Source organism: Micromonospora chokoriensis (assembly GCF_000718555.1).
GTDB classification, from domain to species: Bacteria; Actinomycetota; Actinomycetes; order Mycobacteriales; family Micromonosporaceae; genus Micromonospora; species Micromonospora chokoriensis_B.
Map to the genome: position 1 here is coordinate 69,203 of NZ_JOAN01000011.1, position 16,451 is coordinate 85,653.

The following is a 16,451-nucleotide window of genomic DNA, read 5'->3' on the forward strand; positions in this document are numbered from 1 at the left end:
AGGACGTTGCCGACCTCCAGGGGGGCTGGACGGTGCCGTTGCAGAACTGGTTTCTCACCGCAGAGGAACGCGCCAACCCGGTCTCTGGGTTACCCGTGTGGACCACGGGAAACCTCGCTGAGCCGTTGATTCATGGCGCCGCGTACTTCGACCGGCTGGTCGACGAGGTCGAAGCCCTGGGCCCCGGCGACCACCTGTTCTTCACCGACTGGCGGGGTGACCCGGACCAGCGGCTACGCCCGGATGGTCCGACCGTGGCCCAGCTCTTCGCGCAGGCCGCCCAACGCGGTGTGGTGGTCAAGGGGTTGATCTGGCGCTCACACCTCGACGTCCTGGCGTACAGCGAGGCGGAGAACCGCGACCTCAGCGAGACGATCTCGGCGGCCGGTGGGGAGGTGCTGCTGGATCAACGGGTCCGGCGCGGCGGCTCGCATCACCAGAAGCTCGTGGTGCTGCGGCACCGCGGCGATCCCGAGCGGGACGTCGCCTTCGCCGGCGGGATCGACCTCTGCCACAGCCGCCGCGATGACGCCGCTCACCATGGCGACCCGCAGCCGGTGCAGATGTCCCCCCGGTACGGACCCAATCCGCCCTGGCACGACGTGCAGCTCGCGGTGCGCGGCCCGGTGGTCGGCGCGTTGGACACCCTGTTCCGGGAACGCTGGACCGACCCGATGCCCCTGGACTCGGAGAACCCGATGGCCTACCTGCGGGATCGACTGCGCGGCTCCGACCTGCGCCCCGACCCGCTGCCCGAGCAGCCGGCCGATCCGCCACCGTGCGGTCCGCACCAGATCCAGGTGCTGCGCACCTACCCCGCCGTCCGTCCCCGCTATTCGTTCGCGCCGGACGGCGAGCGGACCGTGGCCCGGGGTTACACCAAGGCGGTACGCCGTGCCCGCCGACTCATCTACCTGGAGGATCAGTACCTCTGGTCGACCGAGGTCGCGGACCTGTTCGCGCACGCGCTGCGGGACAACCCGGACCTGCACCTGATCGCCGTCGTCCCCCGACACCCGGACGTGGACGGCAAGCTCGCGTTGCCGCCGAACATGGTCGGGCGCGAGCAGGCGCTGTCGCTGTGTGAGCGGGCCGCACCGGAGCGGGTGCACGTGTTCGACGTGGAGAACCACGCCGGCGACCCGGTCTACGTGCACGCCAAGGTGTGTGTGGTCGACGACGTCTGGGCCAGCGTGGGCAGCGACAACTTCAACCGGCGGTCCTGGACGCACGACAGCGAGTTGTCCTGCGCGGTGCTCGACGACACCCGCGACCAGCGGGAGCCCATCGACCCGGCGGGGCGAGGCGACGGTGCCCGGACCTTCGCCCGGGACCTACGACTGCGGCTCTGGCGCGAGCACCTGGACCGGGACCCGGACGGCGCGGACGACGCCGACCTGCTGGACCCGGCGGACGCCGTCGCGGCGGTCACGGCCGCCGCCGACGCGCTACAGCAGTGGTACGACGATGGCCAGGTGGGCGAACGGCCGCCCGGACGGCTGCGTCCGCACCGCCCCGAGCGGCTGCCGTGGTATACCCGGGCCTGGGCGCTGCCGGTGTACCGGCTGGTCTACGACCCGGACGGCAGGCCACTGCGCGCGAGGCTGGCCGGCACCTGGTGAACCAGGTGGGCCGGCTCCGGCGCGGCCACCGCGTGGACGCTCAGCCCACCGGGGTAGGCGAACGAGGAGCGCGGCGAGTAGTAGCCGAAACCGATGGTCAGCGGGTTGGCTGGGCGCAGCGCGTACAGCGGGTGGCTGGGCTGGAGAAACTCCACCGACTCGATCTCGAACGGGGCGACCGGCTCGGCGACGAACGGGTAGACCGAGCTGAGGAGTTGACCGTCGCGCCGGGTGAAGTAGCGGTGGTGCCCGCTGCTGATCACGTGCCCGGTCTCCCCCACGTGGCACCGGGCCCGGATCAAGGGCGTGCCGTCGATCTCCGTCTCGGACAGCAGGCCCTCGCCGTTCGCCTCGATCTTGGTCCGGCCGGCGAGCACCGGGGCGCCGCGGGCGGCAGCGTACTCACGGACCCGCCGGCTGGACGCTACGTAGTGGGTCCACCAGCCGCCCGGGTTGAGGCCGCCCGGCGCGTCGACGCCCAGTAGCGAGACGCCGAGGTAGGTCAGCGAGTACGCGCCGAAGCCGGAGGTCTGCGTCTCGTCGTCGACGACGTACTGGTTGAGGAAGACCTGCCGGTCCGGGCGGGGGCAAAGCCCTGGCGGGACCATTGCGGCGACCGCGTCCGGGTCCGCCGGCAGCCAGCTGAAGTAGAGGGTGCGACTGTTCACGACGAGCTGGGGAGCGGCTGGATCGAGCACGGTGCCTCCGAACCGGGTATGTACACGCGACGCTACGGCCGGTCCCGCCAGCGGGACAACGACGGATAGTCGACACTCCTGCCCACTTGTCGGATTTCATGTTGACCAGTCGACGTGACCCGGGAGGGCCGACCGGTCGGGCTGGTTGGACGACCGGGCAGCGCAGCATGACCAGGAAAGCGGGTAAGGATCCTCACAACCACCCCAGCTTTCGCACCATTCGCCCCTTTCATGTTTGAAAACCCCTTAAGTACATCAGCCTTTCGGCTAGATTTCGGGGAGACGATCAGGTTAAGGTGACTCCCGAACGGCCCATTGAAAGCTAAACCAAAGCGTCACGTCTTTTTGTCCGCGGACGAGGTGCAGGGAGGACCACCAATGACCGCGCCAACGATCACCGAGCAGCCGAGCGTCGCCGCCAAGGCCACCACCAAGCTCGATCCGCGTGCTCTCACCGACAGCGCCGCCGACCTGCTCAACGCGATGGCCGCGCTGCCCGCCGACCACCCGTCGCGCCCCGCGCTACGGGACCGGGCGATCGAGGCTTGGTTGCCGCTCGCCAACCACCTGGCCCACCGCTACAGCGGGCGCGGCGAGCCGAACGACGATCTGGCGCAGACCGCAGCGATCGGCCTGATCAAGGCCATCGACAAGTTCGACCCGTCGCGCGGTGTCGACTTCGCCGGCTACGCGATCCCCACCATCATCGGCGAGCTCAAGCGGCACTTCCGAGACCGCACCTGGGACATTCGGGTGCCCCGCCGGCTTCAGGAGCTGCGGCTGGCCATCTCCGACGCCAACAGCTCGCTCCTGCAGACCCTCGGCCGCTCGCCGACCGTCGCCGACATCGCCGCGCACCTCAAGCTCACCGAGGAAGAGGTGCTGGAGGGCCTGGAAGGCGCCCGCGCGTACAACGCCGTGTCGCTCTCCACCCCGACCGGCGACGGCGAGCGCGCCACCGAGCTGGGCGACATGCTCGGCGGCGAGGACAGCGAGTTCGAGCTGGCCGAGCTGCGGGTCGCCCTCGGCCCGGCACTGGCCACCCTCGACGAGCGCGAGCAGAAGATCCTCACGCTGCGCTTCTACGGCAACCTGACCCAGTCGCAGATCGCCGACCAGATCGGCGTCTCGCAGATGCATGTCTCGCGGCTGCTGACCCGGGCGCTGACCAAGCTGCGCGGCCAGCTCCACGGCACCTACTGAGCAGTTTGACGAAACGAGGGCCGGGTCCACTGGACCCGGCCCTCGCCCGTTTCCGTGGTGTCACGTATACGGGACACCACGACCGCAGGATGTACCGGTAGGCAGCTACCCGGTCAGCGCCCGACCGGCTCCCGCCACATCGGCCAGAACGGCGTGCCGTCGGGCACCCGGAACGGTTCGCCGGCCAGGTAGCCGTGCCGCGCGTACAGGTCCCGGCTGCGCGGGCTGCTCGCCTCCAGGTACGCCGGCATCGCGTTGGCGTCCAGCCAGGCGTGGTGGTGCCGCATCAGCGCGCTGCCCAGCCCCTGCCCCTGCCGGTCCGGCCGGGTCGCCAGGAACGCGAGGTGGTGGTGATCCGGATGCGGGTGGTTCGCCGCGAACAGCTCGTCGAGGTGCTGGAACCGGTCGGTCCACTCGCCGCAGGCGGCGGCCAGTCGGGCGTCGTACTCCGCCGGCGGCGGCGCCGGCTCGCCGACCGACGGAAACCAGACCGCGACCGAGGCACGGTCCGCGGTGGCGTGGACCATGCCGTGCCGCATCGCGTGCTCGACCAGGATCTCGAAGTCGCCGGCCAGCACGGCCTCCCGCTTACTCGCGTCGGGCACCAGCCAGTACGTCACCTCCAGAACGGTGAACGCCTCGGCGATCCGACCCGCCACGAAGGTGGTGTCCTCCGGCCCGAGTTGCTCGATGACCACGCTCATCGGGTTGCCTCCACAGTGGCCGGCGCGTCCGGCGTTACGGCGGCGGCGCTCGCCGCGCCCAGGCCGATCCGGGCGTACGTGTCCGGGCGGTTGCTGCGCAGCAGCAGCGCCCAGCCGATGCCCAGCAGAGCGGCCACCGGGTACGCGGCGGGCAGCGCCCAGCGCAGGGTGGAGTCCGGCGCGACGCCGAGCAGGTTGGCGAAGTTCGACACGGCCAGCCAGATGATCACGAAGAGCGCGATGGTAGCCAGGCCGGGTGCGATGGCCCGCCGCCAGAGGTTCTCGCCCCCGCCGGATCGGGCGAAGTAGGCCATCACCGCCACCGAGGTGGTGGCGATCAGCAGCAGGACGCCGAATCCGCCGGTCGTGCCGACCCAGAAGAACAGCTGCACCACCGGTTCCCAGCCGTTGACCGCGTACAGCAGGATGACCACCAGACCGAGGACGCTCTGCGCCACCGAGGCGGCCCGCGGTGCCCCGGTACGCGCCGAGGTCTGCCCGAACACCGCCGGCAGCACCCGCTCCCGACCGAGCGCGAACGTGTAGCGGGCCGTGGTGTTGTGGAACGAGATCATCGCGGCCAGCACCGAGGTCAGGAAGAGCACCTGCCCGATGGTGACCGCCGTCTCGCCGAGCTGCGCGGCGGCCAGGTTGAAGATCAGCTCGACGCTCTGCTCACCGGCCTCGGCGACGATCTGGTCCTGCCCGACGGCGACCGTCATGGTCCAGGACGACAGCGCGTAGAGCCCGGCGATGATCGCCACCGAGAGGTAGGTGGCCAGCGGCACCGTGCGCTTCGGGTCCTTGCTCTCCTCGCTGAAGACGACCGCGGACTCGAAGCCGACGAAGCCGAGGACGGCCAACACCAGCACCGCGCCGAGCCCCGGCACGAAGAGGTTGTCCGGGGAGAACGAGGCGAAGCTGACCTGACCGTCGGCGGGGTTGCCGAGCTGTCCCAGGTCGAAGACGAGGACCACGACGATCTCGGCGACCAGCAGCGCGGCCAGGACCATGCCGTTGAGGTCGACCCGGAGCAGGCCGAGCAGGCCGACCAACGCCCAGGCCACCAGGGCCACGACGGCCCAGTGCGGGTGCCCACCGAAGATCCGGTCGAGCACCGGCTCGGCCGCCGCGCCGATGGTTCCGTAGAGCCCGACCTGCAGCGCGTTGTACGCGATCAGCGCGACCCAGGCCGCGCCGACGCCGGCGGGTCGCCCGAGACCCCTGGAGACGTAGGCGTAGAAGGCGCCGGCGTTCTCCACCCGGCGCGACATCGCCACGTAACCCACCGAGAACAGGGCGAGCACCGCGGCGATCAGCAGGAAGGCCAGCGGGATGCCGGTCACCCCGATGACGCCGTAGCCGGTGGTGACAACGCCGGCCACCACGGTCAGCGGCGCGGCGGCGGAGAGGACGAAGAAGATCACCGATGGGACGCCGAGACGGCCTCGGGCCAGCGCTTCGGAGACGTTGCTGGGTCGGTCGACTGTCGATGTCGGGGGCATACGACTACTCCGATCGTCGAGGGGAGGGTTGGGGGTGCCGAGGGGATCAGGGAATGCCGCGCAGCACGGCGGCGCCGACGGCGGCCTCGGTGTGCCCGACGAGTTCCTTGAGGGGGCCCGGCAGCGCGGGGATGAGCACGTTGAGCCGGTGGTGCGCGCGAGGGCCGGCGCTCCACAGCACCTCGCGGGTCAGCCCGGCGGCCACGACCAGGCCGAGCAGCAGCGCGTCCGGCACGCCCGGTGGATCCGGCCGGTCCAGCAGGGCTCGCAGCCGGGTGGCCGGCCAGGCCACCGCGTTCAGGTCGATCGGCAGATAGCTGACCGTGGTGCGCAGCAGCCGTCGACTCTCCTGGCGGCGCAGCACACCGGCGCGGGCCAGCCGCTCCCCCACCGAGGTCGTCGCGCTCTGCGCCAGGAAGCTGAGCCAGGTGCGCAACTCCTGGTGCTGGGGTTCGCCGATCAACTGGTCCAGGACGGTGTGCGCCAGCGCGTCGGCCGGCGGACGCCGGTCGATGACGGTGACCCGCCCGGCCTGAACGGTGATGTGTCCATACAGGAGCAGTTCGCCGAGGAGCCCGCCGGCGAGCCCGAGGCCGGTCGCCGCCGGGTGCAGTTTTGCCTTGCCACGACTGTCGTTGTGAGCGATCAGGAAGAACTCGTCGGCGATGAGCAACGGCCCTCCCGCACAGATGTGTGTCCACAGTGATCGCGACCGGGAAAGGATGCACCGACAGCTACTGCAACGCAACTCCCAGATTTGAAAGTTGCACTCCGTGCAGGCGCGACCTGCGGATCTTGTCGTGACAGACTCGGACGGTGACCGCCACCCCCACCATCCGACCCGCCGCCAGCCCCACCGTGCGCCGACGACGCATCGCCAGAGAGCTCCGCCAACTCCGGGAACGCGCGGGCATGACCCTCGATGTGGCCGCCCGGCAACTCGACATGTCGAAGAGCAACCTCTCCCGGATCGAGACCGCGCAGATCGGCATCAAACCGCGCGACGTCCGGGCCGCGCTCGCGCTCTACGAGGTGACCGGCGCGGATGCCGAGGCGCTTATCGAGATCGCCCGGGGGGCGCAGCAGCGCGGCTGGTGGCAGAAGTACAGCGACGTACTCCCCGAGTGGTTCGAGTTCTACGTCGGGCTGGAGGCCGAGGCGGCGGCGCTGCGCACGTACGAGGCCGAGGCGGTGCCGGGGCTGTTGCAGACCGAGGCGTACGCCCGGGAGATCTTCCGGCGCACCGCAGGCGAGGACGGCTTGGAACGCAAGGTCGCCGCCCGCCTGCACCGGCAGGAGGTGCTGCGCCGCGAGGACCCGGTCGACCTGTCGGTGGTCGTCAACGAGGCGGTGCTCCTGCGCCCGGTCGGCGGCAGCGCGGTGATGGCTGAGCAGTTGATCCACATGAGCCGGATCGCTCAGTTACCCAACGTGACAATCCAGGTACTTCCATTCGCTGTCGGCGGGCATCCGGCGATGAGCACCCCGTACGTGATCCTCAACTTCGCCGACGCCGCTGACGCGTCCGTGGTTTACCTGGATAACCTCACGATGGGGCTGGCGTTGGAGGATGCCGATCAAGTGCTCGGGTATAGCCTTCTGCACGAGGAGCTGTGCCGGATCGCGCTTGATCCAACGGCGTCGTTGACCCGTATTGAGCACGCTTCTCGTAACTTTGCGTGACCGCGTCTGCGGCACGCCGACGCAGACGAGAGGTACCGCGGATGACGGCGTACGACCTGACCCGAGCAGACTGGCGCACCAGTACGCGCAGCAGCGGCAACGGCAACTGCGTGGAGGTCGCGACAGTCGACGGTCAGGTCGCCGTCCGCGACAGCAAGGACCGCTCCGGTCCGGTGCTCGCCTTCGGTGCGGCGGCCTGGCGGGCCTTCGTGCTCGGCGTCGACGAGGTCCGTCGCTCCTGAGCCACCAGCGCGTCGGTGCGAGACTGGGCCGTGCTCTCCGACGTAACCATTGACCTGCCGGTCCGCCCGGTGCTGCCGGCGCTGGTCGCGGCACTCGACGCGGCCGGCGCCGGTGTCCTGGTGGCCCCGCCGGGGACCGGCAAGACCACCCTCGCGCCGCTGGCGGTGGCCGACCGGGTGACCGGTCGGGTGGTGATCGCCCAACCCCGCCGGGTGGCGGCTCGTGCCGCTGCCCGGCGAATGGCCGAGCTGCTCGGCGAGCGGGTCGGTGAGCGCGTCGGCTACGCGGTGCGCGGCGAGCGCCGGGTCGGCCCGGCCACCCGGATCGAGGTGGTCACCACCGGCCTGCTGGTCCGCCGGCTGCACCACGACCCTGAGCTGCCCGGCACGGGCGCCGTGCTGCTCGACGAGTGCCACGAGCGCCAACTCGACGCCGACCTCGCGCTGGCGTTCACCGTGGAGGCGCGGGCCACCCTTCGGCCGGACCTGTGGCTGCTGGCGATGTCGGCCACGCCGGACACCGACCGGTTCGCCGCGCTGCTCGGCGGGTCCGCCCCGGCCCCGGTGGTACGGGCCGACTCGGCGCTGCACCCGGTGCAGCGGATCTGGGCGCCCCCGGCACGCCCGATCGCCCCGCCCGGGGCCGGGCCGGTGGACCGGGCCCTGCTCGACCACGTGGCCGCCACCGTCCGCCGGGCGCTACGCGAGCACGACGGCGACGTGCTCGTCTTCCTGCCCGGGGCCGGCGAGATCGCGGCGGTCACCAGCCGGCTGGCCGACCTGCGCGACGCGGTCGCGCTGCTGCCGCTGCATGGCCGTCAACGCGGCATCGAGCAGGACGCCGCTCTGCGGCGGGCGGACCGACGGCGGGTCGTGTTGGCCACCGCGCTGGCCGAGACCAGTCTGACCGTCCCGGGTGTACGGATCGTGGTGGACGCCGGGCTGTCCCGGGTGCCCCGGATCGACCTGGCCCGAGGGTTGGGCGCGCTGGTCACCGTGCCGGTCTCCCGCGCCGCCGCCACCCAGCGGGCCGGCCGGGCCGGCCGGGAGGCCCCCGGGTACGTCTATCGCTGCTGGTCTGCCGCGACCCACGAGCGGCTACCCGCCCGCGCCGAGCCGGAGATCGCCACCGCCGACCTGACCGGTTTCGCGTTGGAGCTGGCCGCCTGGGGTCGGCCGGACGGTGTCGGGCTCGCGCTGCCCGACCCACCGCCGAGCGCCGCGATGACGGTGGCCCGGGACACCCTGGAGACGCTGGGCGCGGTCGACGCCGACGGTCGGATCACGGCGCGGGGGCGGTCGATCGCCGCCGCCGGCGCGCACCCACGGCTGGCCCGCGCGCTGCTCGACGGCGCCGGCCGGGTGGGTGCCGACCGGGCGGCCGAGGTGGTCGCCCTGCTCGCCGAGGAGAGCGCGGCCGGCCCCGGTGACGATCTGGTCGCCGGTTGGCGTCGGCTGCGCACCGGCGTGGACGCGGGCGCGACCGCCCGCTGGCGCACCGAGGTACGCCGGCTGCGCGCCGCGCTGCCGACCGGCGCCCCATCCGACGCTCGGGCGGGAGCCAGCCAAGTCGGCTCGGCTGGGTTGAGCGACGATCTCGCCGCCGGGCTGCTCGTCGGTCTGGCGTACCCGGAACGGTTGGCCCGGGTGCGGCGGCCGGGCGGTTCGGCGTACCTGATGACCGGCGGGACCGCCGCGGAGCTGGCGGCCGGCTCGGGGCTGGCCGGGTCCGACTGGCTGGCGGTCGCCGTCGCGGACCGCACCCCCGGCGCACCGTCGGCCCGGATCCGCCGGGCCTGCCCGGTGGACGAGGCCACGGCCCGGGAGGCGGCCGGTCCGTTGCTGCGCACCGGCCGGGAGGTCGGCTGGTCCGACGGGGACGTGGTGGCCCGGGAGGTGACCCGGCTGGGCGCGATCGAGCTGGTCCAGCGACGGCTGGACCGGCCGGACCGGGCGGAGGTGGCCGCCGCGTTGCTGACCGGTCTCCGTCAGGAGGGGCTGGGGCTGCTGACCTGGACGCCAGCGGCACGGGCGCTGCGCGAGCGGCTCGCGTTCCTCCGGCACCACCTGGGCGATCCGTGGCCGGAGGTCGGCGACGAATCGTTGCTCGACGCCGCGCCGAGCTGGCTGGGCCCGGAGTTGGCCGCCGGGCGACGCCGGGCCGACCTGGCGCGGGTGGACGTGCCGTCGGCGCTGCGTCGGCTGCTGCCCTGGGCGCAGGCCGCCCGGCTGGACGAGCTGGCCCCGGAGCGGATCGAGGTGCCGAGTGGTTCTCGGGTCCGGCTCGACTACAGCGACCCGGCCGCGCCGGTGCTCGCCGTGAAGCTCCAGGAGACGTTCGGTTGGCCGGCGGCCCCGCACATCGCCGACGGTCGGGTGCCGGTGCTGCTGCACCTGCTCTCCCCCGCCGGCCGACCGGTGGCGGTCACCGCCGATCTGGCGTCGTTCTGGCGCACCGGCTACCCGCAGGTCCGCTCCGAGCTGCGCGGGCGCTATCCCCGGCACCCGTGGCCGGAGGATCCTTCAACGGCGACGCCCACCCGGCACGCCACGCCACGCCGGCGCTGACCTACTGCTCGGCGCGTCGACCTACTCCTCGACGACGTCGGCCAGCACGACTGTGACGTTGTCCGGCGCACCGGCGTGCAGCGCCAGGTCGATCAGCTTTCCGGCGCAGGCGTCCCGGTCCGGATAACCGGTGAGCACCTCGGTGAGGGTGTCCGGTCGGACCACGTTGGAGAGGCCGTCGCTGCACAGCAGCCACCGGTCGCCGGCCCGGGGCACCATCGTCGCGTAGGACGGGGAGACCTCCTCGCCCTGCAACGCCTGGGTGACCACGGCGCGGCGTGGGTGGCTGCTGGCCTGGTCCGCGGTGATCACGCCCTGCTCCACCAACAGCTGAACGAACGTGTCGTCCCGGGTGACCTGCTTGAGCACACCCTCGCGGAACAGGTAGGCCCGGGAGTCACCGACGTGGGCGAGGGCCAGGCAGCTGCCGGTACGGGCGAAGAGCAGCGCGGTCAGCGTGGTGCCCATGCCCTGGCGCTCGGGATCCTCGGCTACCGCCTGCCGGATCCGGGAGGTGGCCAGCGCGATGCCACCCTCCAGCGCGGCCACCAGAGCGTCCTCGGGTGTCTCCAGGTCCAGTGGGGAGACCGCGTCGATGGTGAGGGCGCTGGCCAGGTCGCCGGCGGCCATCCCGCCCATGCCGTCGGCGACGGCGACGAGCCAGGTGCCGGCGTACAGGGCGTCCTGGTTTCCGCTGCGGATCAGCCCACGGTCGCTCGTTCCCACGGAACGCAGCTTCAGGGTCATGGGAGGCAGCCTGCCAGGCGAAGGGCGCAGTTGTCTCTAGGAGATCAGGACGACGGCGCGTGGCGCGGCCAATCTCACGTCCGCGCGGCGGCGCGTCGCGGGGCGCCCGCCGGGCCGACCGCCCTTGTCGGATGCCACAACCCATCCAACCAGATCAATTGACATGGCGTACCGACGCTGGAAATATCGAGCCGACACCTGGGAGCGCTCCCAAGATCTCCCCGCCACCACCGCCCTACTTCCCGTCCCGGAAGGACTCCCCGTGACGTCATCCCGACGCCGCCTCCTGTTGGCCGCGGCGACCACTCTGGCCCTCATCGGCGCGGGCGCCGGCACGGCCTACGCCGCCCCACCACCGGACGCCCCCGAGCAGATCGACAACGGCGACTTCAGTGCCGGGGTGAGCCCCTGGTTCTCCTTCGGCACCGGCTCGCTGGCGGTCACCGACGGCAGACTCTGCACCACCGTCGCGGGCGGGCTGGCCAACCCGTGGGACGCCGGCATCGGCCAGGACGGCGTGCCGTTGATCGCCGGCGCCGAATACACCCTCGGCTTCGCCGTCTCCGCCACCCCCGGCGCCGCCATCAAGGCCGTGCTGCAACTCGGCAGTGCCCCGTACACCACGTACGCGGCTGTGGACGCCACCGCGACCGGCACCGCCCAGCGGGTCGAGCAGACCTTCACCGTCCCGGACGACAACCCCAACGCCCAACTGATCTTCCAGGTCGGCGGTGCCGCCGCGGCGCAGATCATCTGCCTCGACGACGTGTCGCTGCGCGGCGGCGAGCCACCTGAGCCGTACGTGCCGGACACCGGGCCCCGGGTGCGCGTCAACCAGGTCGGTTACCTGCCCGGCGGCCCGAAGAACGCCACTGTCGTCACCGAGGCCACCGAACCGCTGCCCTGGCAGCTGCGCTCCAGTGCCGGCACCGTCGTGGCCAGTGGCACCAGCACCGCGCGCGGTGTCGACGCCGCCTCCGGGCAGAACGTGCAGACTGTCGACTTCTCCAGCTACCGCACCCCCGGCAGCGGCCTGACGCTCACCGTGGACGGTGAGACCAGCCACCCGTTCGACATCTCCGGGGCCCTCTACGACCAGCTGCGCTCCGACTCGTTGCAGTTCTTCTACGCCCAGCGCAGCGGCATCGCCATCGACGGCGACCTGATCGGCGACGAGTACGCCCGACCCGCCGGCCACCTCGGCGTCGCACCCAACCAGGGCGACACAAACGTGCCCTGCCAGCCGGGTGTCTGCGACTACTCCCTGGACGTGCGCGGCGGCTGGTACGACGCCGGCGACCACGGCAAGTACGTGGTCAACGGCGGCATCGCCACCTACCAGCTCTTGAGCACCTTCGAGCGGACCAGGACGGCGGCCACCGCCAACGGCGGCGCGGAACTCGCCGACAGCACCCTGCGCGTCCCCGAGCGCGGCAACGCCGTGCCGGACATCCTCGACGAGGCCCGCTGGGAGCTGGAGTTCCTGCTGCGCATGCAGGTGCCCGCCGGCAAGCCGCTCGCCGGCATGGTCCACCACAAGATCCACGACCAGAACTGGACCGGGCTGCCCCTCGCCCCGCACGCTGACCCACAGCCGCGCGAGCTGCACCCGCCGTCGACCGCGGCAACCCTCAACCTGGCCGCCACCGCCGCCCAGTGCGCCCGGCTCTTCGCCCCCTACGACGCGGCGTTCGCGACCCGTTGCGGCACTGCCGCGAAGACGGCCTACGCCGCGGCCAAGGCCCACCCCGCGGTGTACGCCAGCCCGACCGACGGCACCGGCGGCGGCGCGTACGACGACAGTAACGTCACCGACGAGTTCTACTGGGCGGCGACCGAGCTGTACCTGACCACCGGCGCGCAGAACTACCTGACCGACCTGACCGCCTCAGCGCACCACACCGGGAACGTGTTCGACGCGCGGGGCTTCGGCTGGCAGAGCGTCGCCGCGCTCGGCCGCCTCGACCTGGCCACCGTGCCGAACGGGCTGCCGGCCACCGATCTGGCCCGGGTCCGCGCCTCGGTCACCACCGCCGCCGACGCGTACCTCGCCGAGCTGCGCCGCCAGGCGTACGGGCTGCCGATGCCCGGTGACGCCAACAGCTACTTCTGGGGCGGCAACAGCAACGTCATCAACAACGCGGTGGTGCTGGCCACCGCGTTCGACCTGACCCGCAACCCGGTCTACCGCGATGGCGCTGTGCAGGCGATGGACTACATCCTCGGGCGCAACGCCCTGAACATCTCCTACGTCACCGGGTGGGGAGAGCACGCCGCGCAGAACCAGCACAGCCGGATCTTCGGCCACCAGCTAGACCCGAGCCTGCCCCGACCGCCAGCCGGCTCCCTCGCCGGTGGCCCGAACGCGGCCCTGCAGGACCCGTTCGTGGCGCAACTGCTGGCCGGCTGTGAGCCGATGTTCTGCTACGTCGACGACATCAACTCGTACTCGACGAACGAGGTGGCGATCAACTGGAACTCGGCGCTGACCTGGATCGCCTCGTTCCTGGCCGACCAGGGTGACGCCGGCGCGGTGCCAGCCCCCACCTGCTCGGTGAACTACACCAACTACGGCGCCTGGCAGGGCGGCACCGGGTTCACCGCCCAACTGACCATCCGCAACACCGGCGCCGCCGCCATCAACGGTTGGAACGTGCGGTTCGCGTTCACCGGCGACCAGCGGGTACGCGAGGCGTGGCTGGCGAAGGTCACCCAGTCCGGCGCGACGGTGACCGCGCGCAACGAGTCGCACAACGCCAAGATCGCACCCGGTGGCACGGTGATGTTCGGCTTCAACGCGACGACGGCCGGCGGCGCCAATCCCGCTCCCGGCCTGGTCACCGTCAACGGCGGAGCCTGCACCCTCTCCTGACCCACTGCTGGTGGCCGCTCTTCCCGGGCGGCCACCGGGATCGCATGATCGCGCGGCCGGCGGGTCAACCGCCGGCCGCGTTGTGCTCCGCGACCAGGCTCGGGAGTTCGTCGAGCGAGTCGATGCGGAACAGGCACTGCTCGGCCACGGTGGAGGGGTCGAGGATGTGCCCCCAGGGGCCACGCCGGATCAGGCACGTCTTCATGCCAGCCGCCAGGGCTGGGCGTACGTCGTTGTCGGGCCGGTCGCCGACGTACAGGATCGAGGACGCGACACCTCCGCCCGCCTCGACGACCCGGTCGAAGAACGCCGGTGCCGGCTTCGCCACCCCCCAGCCGTGCGACGTGCCGATCACGTCCACCGGGAGGTCGAGAGCGCGCAGGGTCGCCTCCGCATGCGCCGGCTGGTTGCCGGCCAGGCCCACGAGCAGGCCCTGGTCCTTCAACGACTCCAGGCAGCCCCGCGCGTCCGGGTAGAGATCCTCCTCGGCGAACGACTCCGGCTGACCAGCAGCCTCCCGACGCTTTAGCTCGGCCGTGAGGTCGAAGTCGGGCCGGAAGACCCGAAACGTCTCCTGGTAGTCCAGACCCCGGGCGATCACCGCGCCGAAGACCGCCGAGAACGTGTGCCGGGGAACACCGAGCCAGTCCGCCCAGGCCGCGAACTCGTGGGATTCGTCGAGAATCGTCCCACCGACATCGAAGAAGACCGTGGCAATCATGTCCGCTGTCGAGCTGATGACGGTCAGCCGATCTCCTCGTCGACGAAGCACCAGCGCCAGGCCTCGCCCGGCTGCGCCGAGCGGATCACCGGGTGGCCGGTGGACGCGAAGTGCTTACTCGCGTGCTGGTACGGCGACGAGTCGCAGCAGCCGACCTGCCCGCAGCTCAGGCAGGTCCGCAGGTGCACCCAGTAGGTTTCCCCGATGGCGACGCAGTCCGCGCACTCGTCGGGGGTGAGTGGCTCGGCGGCACCGGCCTCGGTCAGATGCTGACAGCTCACTTCTCTACCTCCCGCAGCAATGACTCCTCCAGGTCCAGGTCACGATAGGCCCGCACCAACACCTCCTCAGGGATCCGACCGGAGTCCCGGGCAGCCCGGAACACATCCCGCTCGGCGTCGATCATCTTTTGCCGCAGCCGACCGTACGCCTGCGACGGGGTCTCCCGCTCGTCGCCACCGAGTCGTTCCCAGGCCAGGTTGGTGCGGTCCTCGACCGCTCGGCGCAGCCGGTCCACCACCGCATCCGGGGCACTGTCGGCCAACTCGTCGAGGCGGTCCTGGGCGGCCTTGCTGGCCTGCTGCTGCACGCCGGCTGCGGAGAGCGCGTCCTGCACCGGGTCGTCCTGCGGCAGCTTCAACCGGCGGGCGACCAGCGGCAGTGTGGCACCCTGGCCGACCAGGGTGAAGACGATCACCGCGAACGCCAGCCAGATGAACAACGCCCGGGGGTACGGCTCGTCGTCGGCCAGGGTCAGCGGCAGCGCGAGCGCGGCGGCCAGGGTCACCACTCCCCGCATGCCGGCCCAGCCGATGATGATCGGGAACTTCGGTGACGGCCGGGCGTCGCGGCGGCGGACCCGGGGGACCAGCCGAGCCAGGTAGGTGGCCGGGAAGAGCCAGATGAACCGGGTCAGGAAAACGGTGGCGAGCACCGCGAAGGTGATCAGGATGAGCGACCCGACCGGCTCGTCGAGGTTGCGCAGCACCTCCCGCAGTTGGAGCCCGACCAGCAGAAAGACCAGACCTTCCAGCAGGAAGCGGACCAGCCGCCAGAACGCGCCGATCTGCAACCGGGACGCCGCCGACAGCAGTTGCGGCAGCTTGTGGCCGAGCACCAGACCGGTCACGACCACCGCCACCACACCCGAGGCGTGCAGGTGCTCGGCGGTGAACACCACCGCGAACGGGATGATCAGCGACAGCGCGTTGTCCAGCAGCGGGTCGCTGATCCGCCGGTGCAGGAAGCCGAACACCAACGCTCCGAGCGCCCCGATCAGGATGCCGCCGCCGGTGGCCCGCAGCACCTCGATGGCGACGTCGGCCGTGCCGACCGCCGAGCCGATGGTGGCCAGCGTCGCGACCCGCAGCAGCACCAGCGCTGTCGCGTCGTTGACCAGGCTCTCGCCCTCCAGGATGGTGACCACCCGGCGGGGCAGGCCGACTCGGCGGGCGACGGCCGTGGCGGCCACGGCGTCCGGTGGGGCGACCACCGCGCCGAGGGCCAGGCAGATCGCGAACGGCAGCTGCGGCAGCAGCAGGTGCAGCACGAACCCGACCACGAACGCGGTGAACAACACCAGGCCGACGGCGAGCAGCAGGATCGGCCGGATGTTGTGTTTGAACGCCGGCACCGAGGTCTCCAGCGCGGCCACGTAGAGCAGCGGCGGCAGGATGCCGATCAGCACCAACTCCGGGTCGAGTTCCACGTGCGGGACGCCCGGCACGAACGAGAGCGCGAGGCCGAGGACGACAAGCACGATCGGCGCGAGCAGGCCGAGCCGGCGGGCCAACGCGGCGCCCAGGGTGGCGATCGCCAGGAAGACGACCACCGGGAACAGGCTTTCCATGGGGTACGAGCCTAGGGGTACGGTCGTCCGGTCTCGA

Annotated in this window: 14 protein-coding genes; 6 read left to right on the forward strand and 8 right to left on the reverse strand. The window is 71.7% G+C overall.

Annotated elements, in window-relative coordinates; all coding sequences use genetic code 11:
• The first annotated feature begins 32 nt into the window (after window positions 1–32).
• A complete protein-coding gene (locus IF46_RS0116110) occupies window positions 33–1,622 on the forward strand; it encodes a phospholipase D family protein (protein WP_030489165.1) in 1,590 nt (529 codons plus the stop codon).
• Here the strand turns inward: IF46_RS0116110 and IF46_RS0116115 are convergent.
• Window positions 1,571–2,320, reverse strand: coding sequence for a hypothetical protein (locus IF46_RS0116115; RefSeq protein WP_030489166.1), 750 nt, complete (start codon window positions 2,318–2,320; stop codon window positions 1,571–1,573). The genes IF46_RS0116110 and IF46_RS0116115 overlap by 52 nt on opposite strands.
• Window positions 2,321–2,698: 378 nt before the next feature.
• Here IF46_RS0116115 and IF46_RS0116120 point away from each other — a divergent pair, with 378 nt between their 5' ends.
• Window positions 2,699–3,523 (forward strand): SigB/SigF/SigG family RNA polymerase sigma factor, encoded by an 825-nt coding sequence (locus IF46_RS0116120; protein ID WP_030489167.1) that lies wholly within the window; start codon window positions 2,699–2,701, stop codon window positions 3,521–3,523.
• A 113-nt stretch (window positions 3,524–3,636) separates the two neighbouring features.
• On the opposite strand, the gene IF46_RS0116125 is transcribed toward IF46_RS0116120, so the two are convergent.
• The 3 genes from IF46_RS0116125 to IF46_RS0116135 are packed head-to-tail and all read right to left on the reverse strand — an operon-like array spanning window position 3,637 to window position 6,405.
• On the reverse strand, window positions 3,637–4,227 hold the full coding sequence (locus tag IF46_RS0116125) for a GNAT family N-acetyltransferase (protein ID WP_030489168.1): 591 nt from the start codon (window positions 4,225–4,227) through the stop codon (window positions 3,637–3,639).
• Window positions 4,224–5,732, reverse strand: a complete 1,509-nt coding sequence (locus IF46_RS0116130) for an APC family permease (protein ID WP_030489169.1) — start codon at window positions 5,730–5,732, stop codon at window positions 4,224–4,226. Before IF46_RS0116130 ends, IF46_RS0116125 begins: the two co-directional genes overlap by 4 nt.
• 46 nt (window positions 5,733–5,778) lie before the next feature.
• Complete coding sequence (locus IF46_RS0116135) at window positions 5,779–6,405, reverse strand: GOLPH3/VPS74 family protein (protein WP_030489170.1); 627 nt, start codon at window positions 6,403–6,405, stop codon at window positions 5,779–5,781.
• 185 nt (window positions 6,406–6,590) lie between these two features.
• On the opposite strand from IF46_RS0116135, the gene IF46_RS0116140 reads away from it, so the two are divergent.
• The 3 genes from IF46_RS0116140 to hrpB are packed head-to-tail and all read left to right on the forward strand — an operon-like array spanning window position 6,591 to window position 10,225.
• Complete coding sequence (locus IF46_RS0116140) at window positions 6,591–7,415, forward strand: helix-turn-helix domain-containing protein (protein ID WP_269639330.1); 825 nt, start codon at window positions 6,591–6,593, stop codon at window positions 7,413–7,415.
• Between the two features lie 41 nt (window positions 7,416–7,456).
• Entirely contained in the window at window positions 7,457–7,657 is a 201-nt protein-coding gene (locus IF46_RS0116145) for a DUF397 domain-containing protein (RefSeq protein WP_030489172.1), read from the forward strand.
• Between the two features lie 30 nt (window positions 7,658–7,687).
• Window positions 7,688–10,225: an ATP-dependent helicase HrpB gene (gene hrpB / locus IF46_RS0116150; protein WP_030489173.1), complete on the forward strand. Its 2,538-nt coding sequence runs from the start codon at window positions 7,688–7,690 to the stop codon at window positions 10,223–10,225.
• Window positions 10,226–10,246: 21 nt separating this feature from the next.
• Here the strand turns inward: hrpB and IF46_RS0116155 are convergent, their stop codons facing one another.
• Window positions 10,247–10,972: a PP2C family protein-serine/threonine phosphatase gene (locus tag IF46_RS0116155; RefSeq protein WP_030489174.1), complete on the reverse strand. Its 726-nt coding sequence runs from the start codon at window positions 10,970–10,972 to the stop codon at window positions 10,247–10,249.
• Window positions 10,973–11,234: 262 nt separating this feature from the next.
• On the opposite strand from IF46_RS0116155, the gene IF46_RS0116160 reads away from it, so the two are divergent.
• The gene (locus tag IF46_RS0116160; RefSeq protein WP_030489175.1) at window positions 11,235–13,844 is read left to right on the forward strand and encodes a glycoside hydrolase family 9 protein; all 2,610 of its coding nucleotides are present in this window, start codon (window positions 11,235–11,237) and stop codon (window positions 13,842–13,844) included.
• A gap of 64 nt (window positions 13,845–13,908) precedes the next feature.
• Here IF46_RS0116160 and IF46_RS0116165 read toward each other — a convergent pair whose 3' ends face one another.
• From IF46_RS0116165 to IF46_RS0116175, 3 genes are read right to left on the reverse strand one after another with little or no spacing between them, the layout of a single operon-like run.
• Window positions 13,909–14,565 (reverse strand): HAD family hydrolase, encoded by a 657-nt coding sequence (locus IF46_RS0116165; RefSeq protein WP_030489176.1) that lies wholly within the window; start codon window positions 14,563–14,565, stop codon window positions 13,909–13,911.
• A 23-nt stretch (window positions 14,566–14,588) separates the two neighbouring features.
• Window positions 14,589–14,846 (reverse strand): UBP-type zinc finger domain-containing protein, encoded by a 258-nt coding sequence (locus tag IF46_RS0116170; protein WP_051723943.1) that lies wholly within the window; start codon window positions 14,844–14,846, stop codon window positions 14,589–14,591.
• Complete coding sequence (locus IF46_RS0116175) at window positions 14,843–16,414, reverse strand: Na+/H+ antiporter (protein ID WP_030489178.1); 1,572 nt, start codon at window positions 16,412–16,414, stop codon at window positions 14,843–14,845. The genes IF46_RS0116170 and IF46_RS0116175 overlap by 4 nt, the downstream gene beginning before the upstream one ends.
• Window positions 16,415–16,451 lie beyond the last annotated feature (37 nt).

Coding starts and splice junctions, on each gene's coding strand:
- IF46_RS0116120 (WP_030489167.1), top strand. CDS start 2,699: ATGACCGCGCCAACGATCACCGAGCAGCCGAGCGTCGCCGCCAAGGCC.
- IF46_RS0116125 (WP_030489168.1), bottom strand. CDS start 4,227: ATGAGCGTGGTCATCGAGCAACTCGGGCCGGAGGACACCACCTTCGTG.
- IF46_RS0116130 (WP_030489169.1), bottom strand. CDS start 5,732: ATGCCCCCGACATCGACAGTCGACCGACCCAGCAACGTCTCCGAAGCG.
- IF46_RS0116145 (WP_030489172.1), top strand. CDS start 7,457: ATGACGGCGTACGACCTGACCCGAGCAGACTGGCGCACCAGTACGCGC.
- IF46_RS0116155 (WP_030489174.1), bottom strand. CDS start 10,972: ATGACCCTGAAGCTGCGTTCCGTGGGAACGAGCGACCGTGGGCTGATC.
- IF46_RS0116165 (WP_030489176.1), bottom strand. CDS start 14,565: ATGATTGCCACGGTCTTCTTCGATGTCGGTGGGACGATTCTCGACGAA.
- IF46_RS0116175 (WP_030489178.1), bottom strand. CDS start 16,414: ATGGAAAGCCTGTTCCCGGTGGTCGTCTTCCTGGCGATCGCCACCCTG.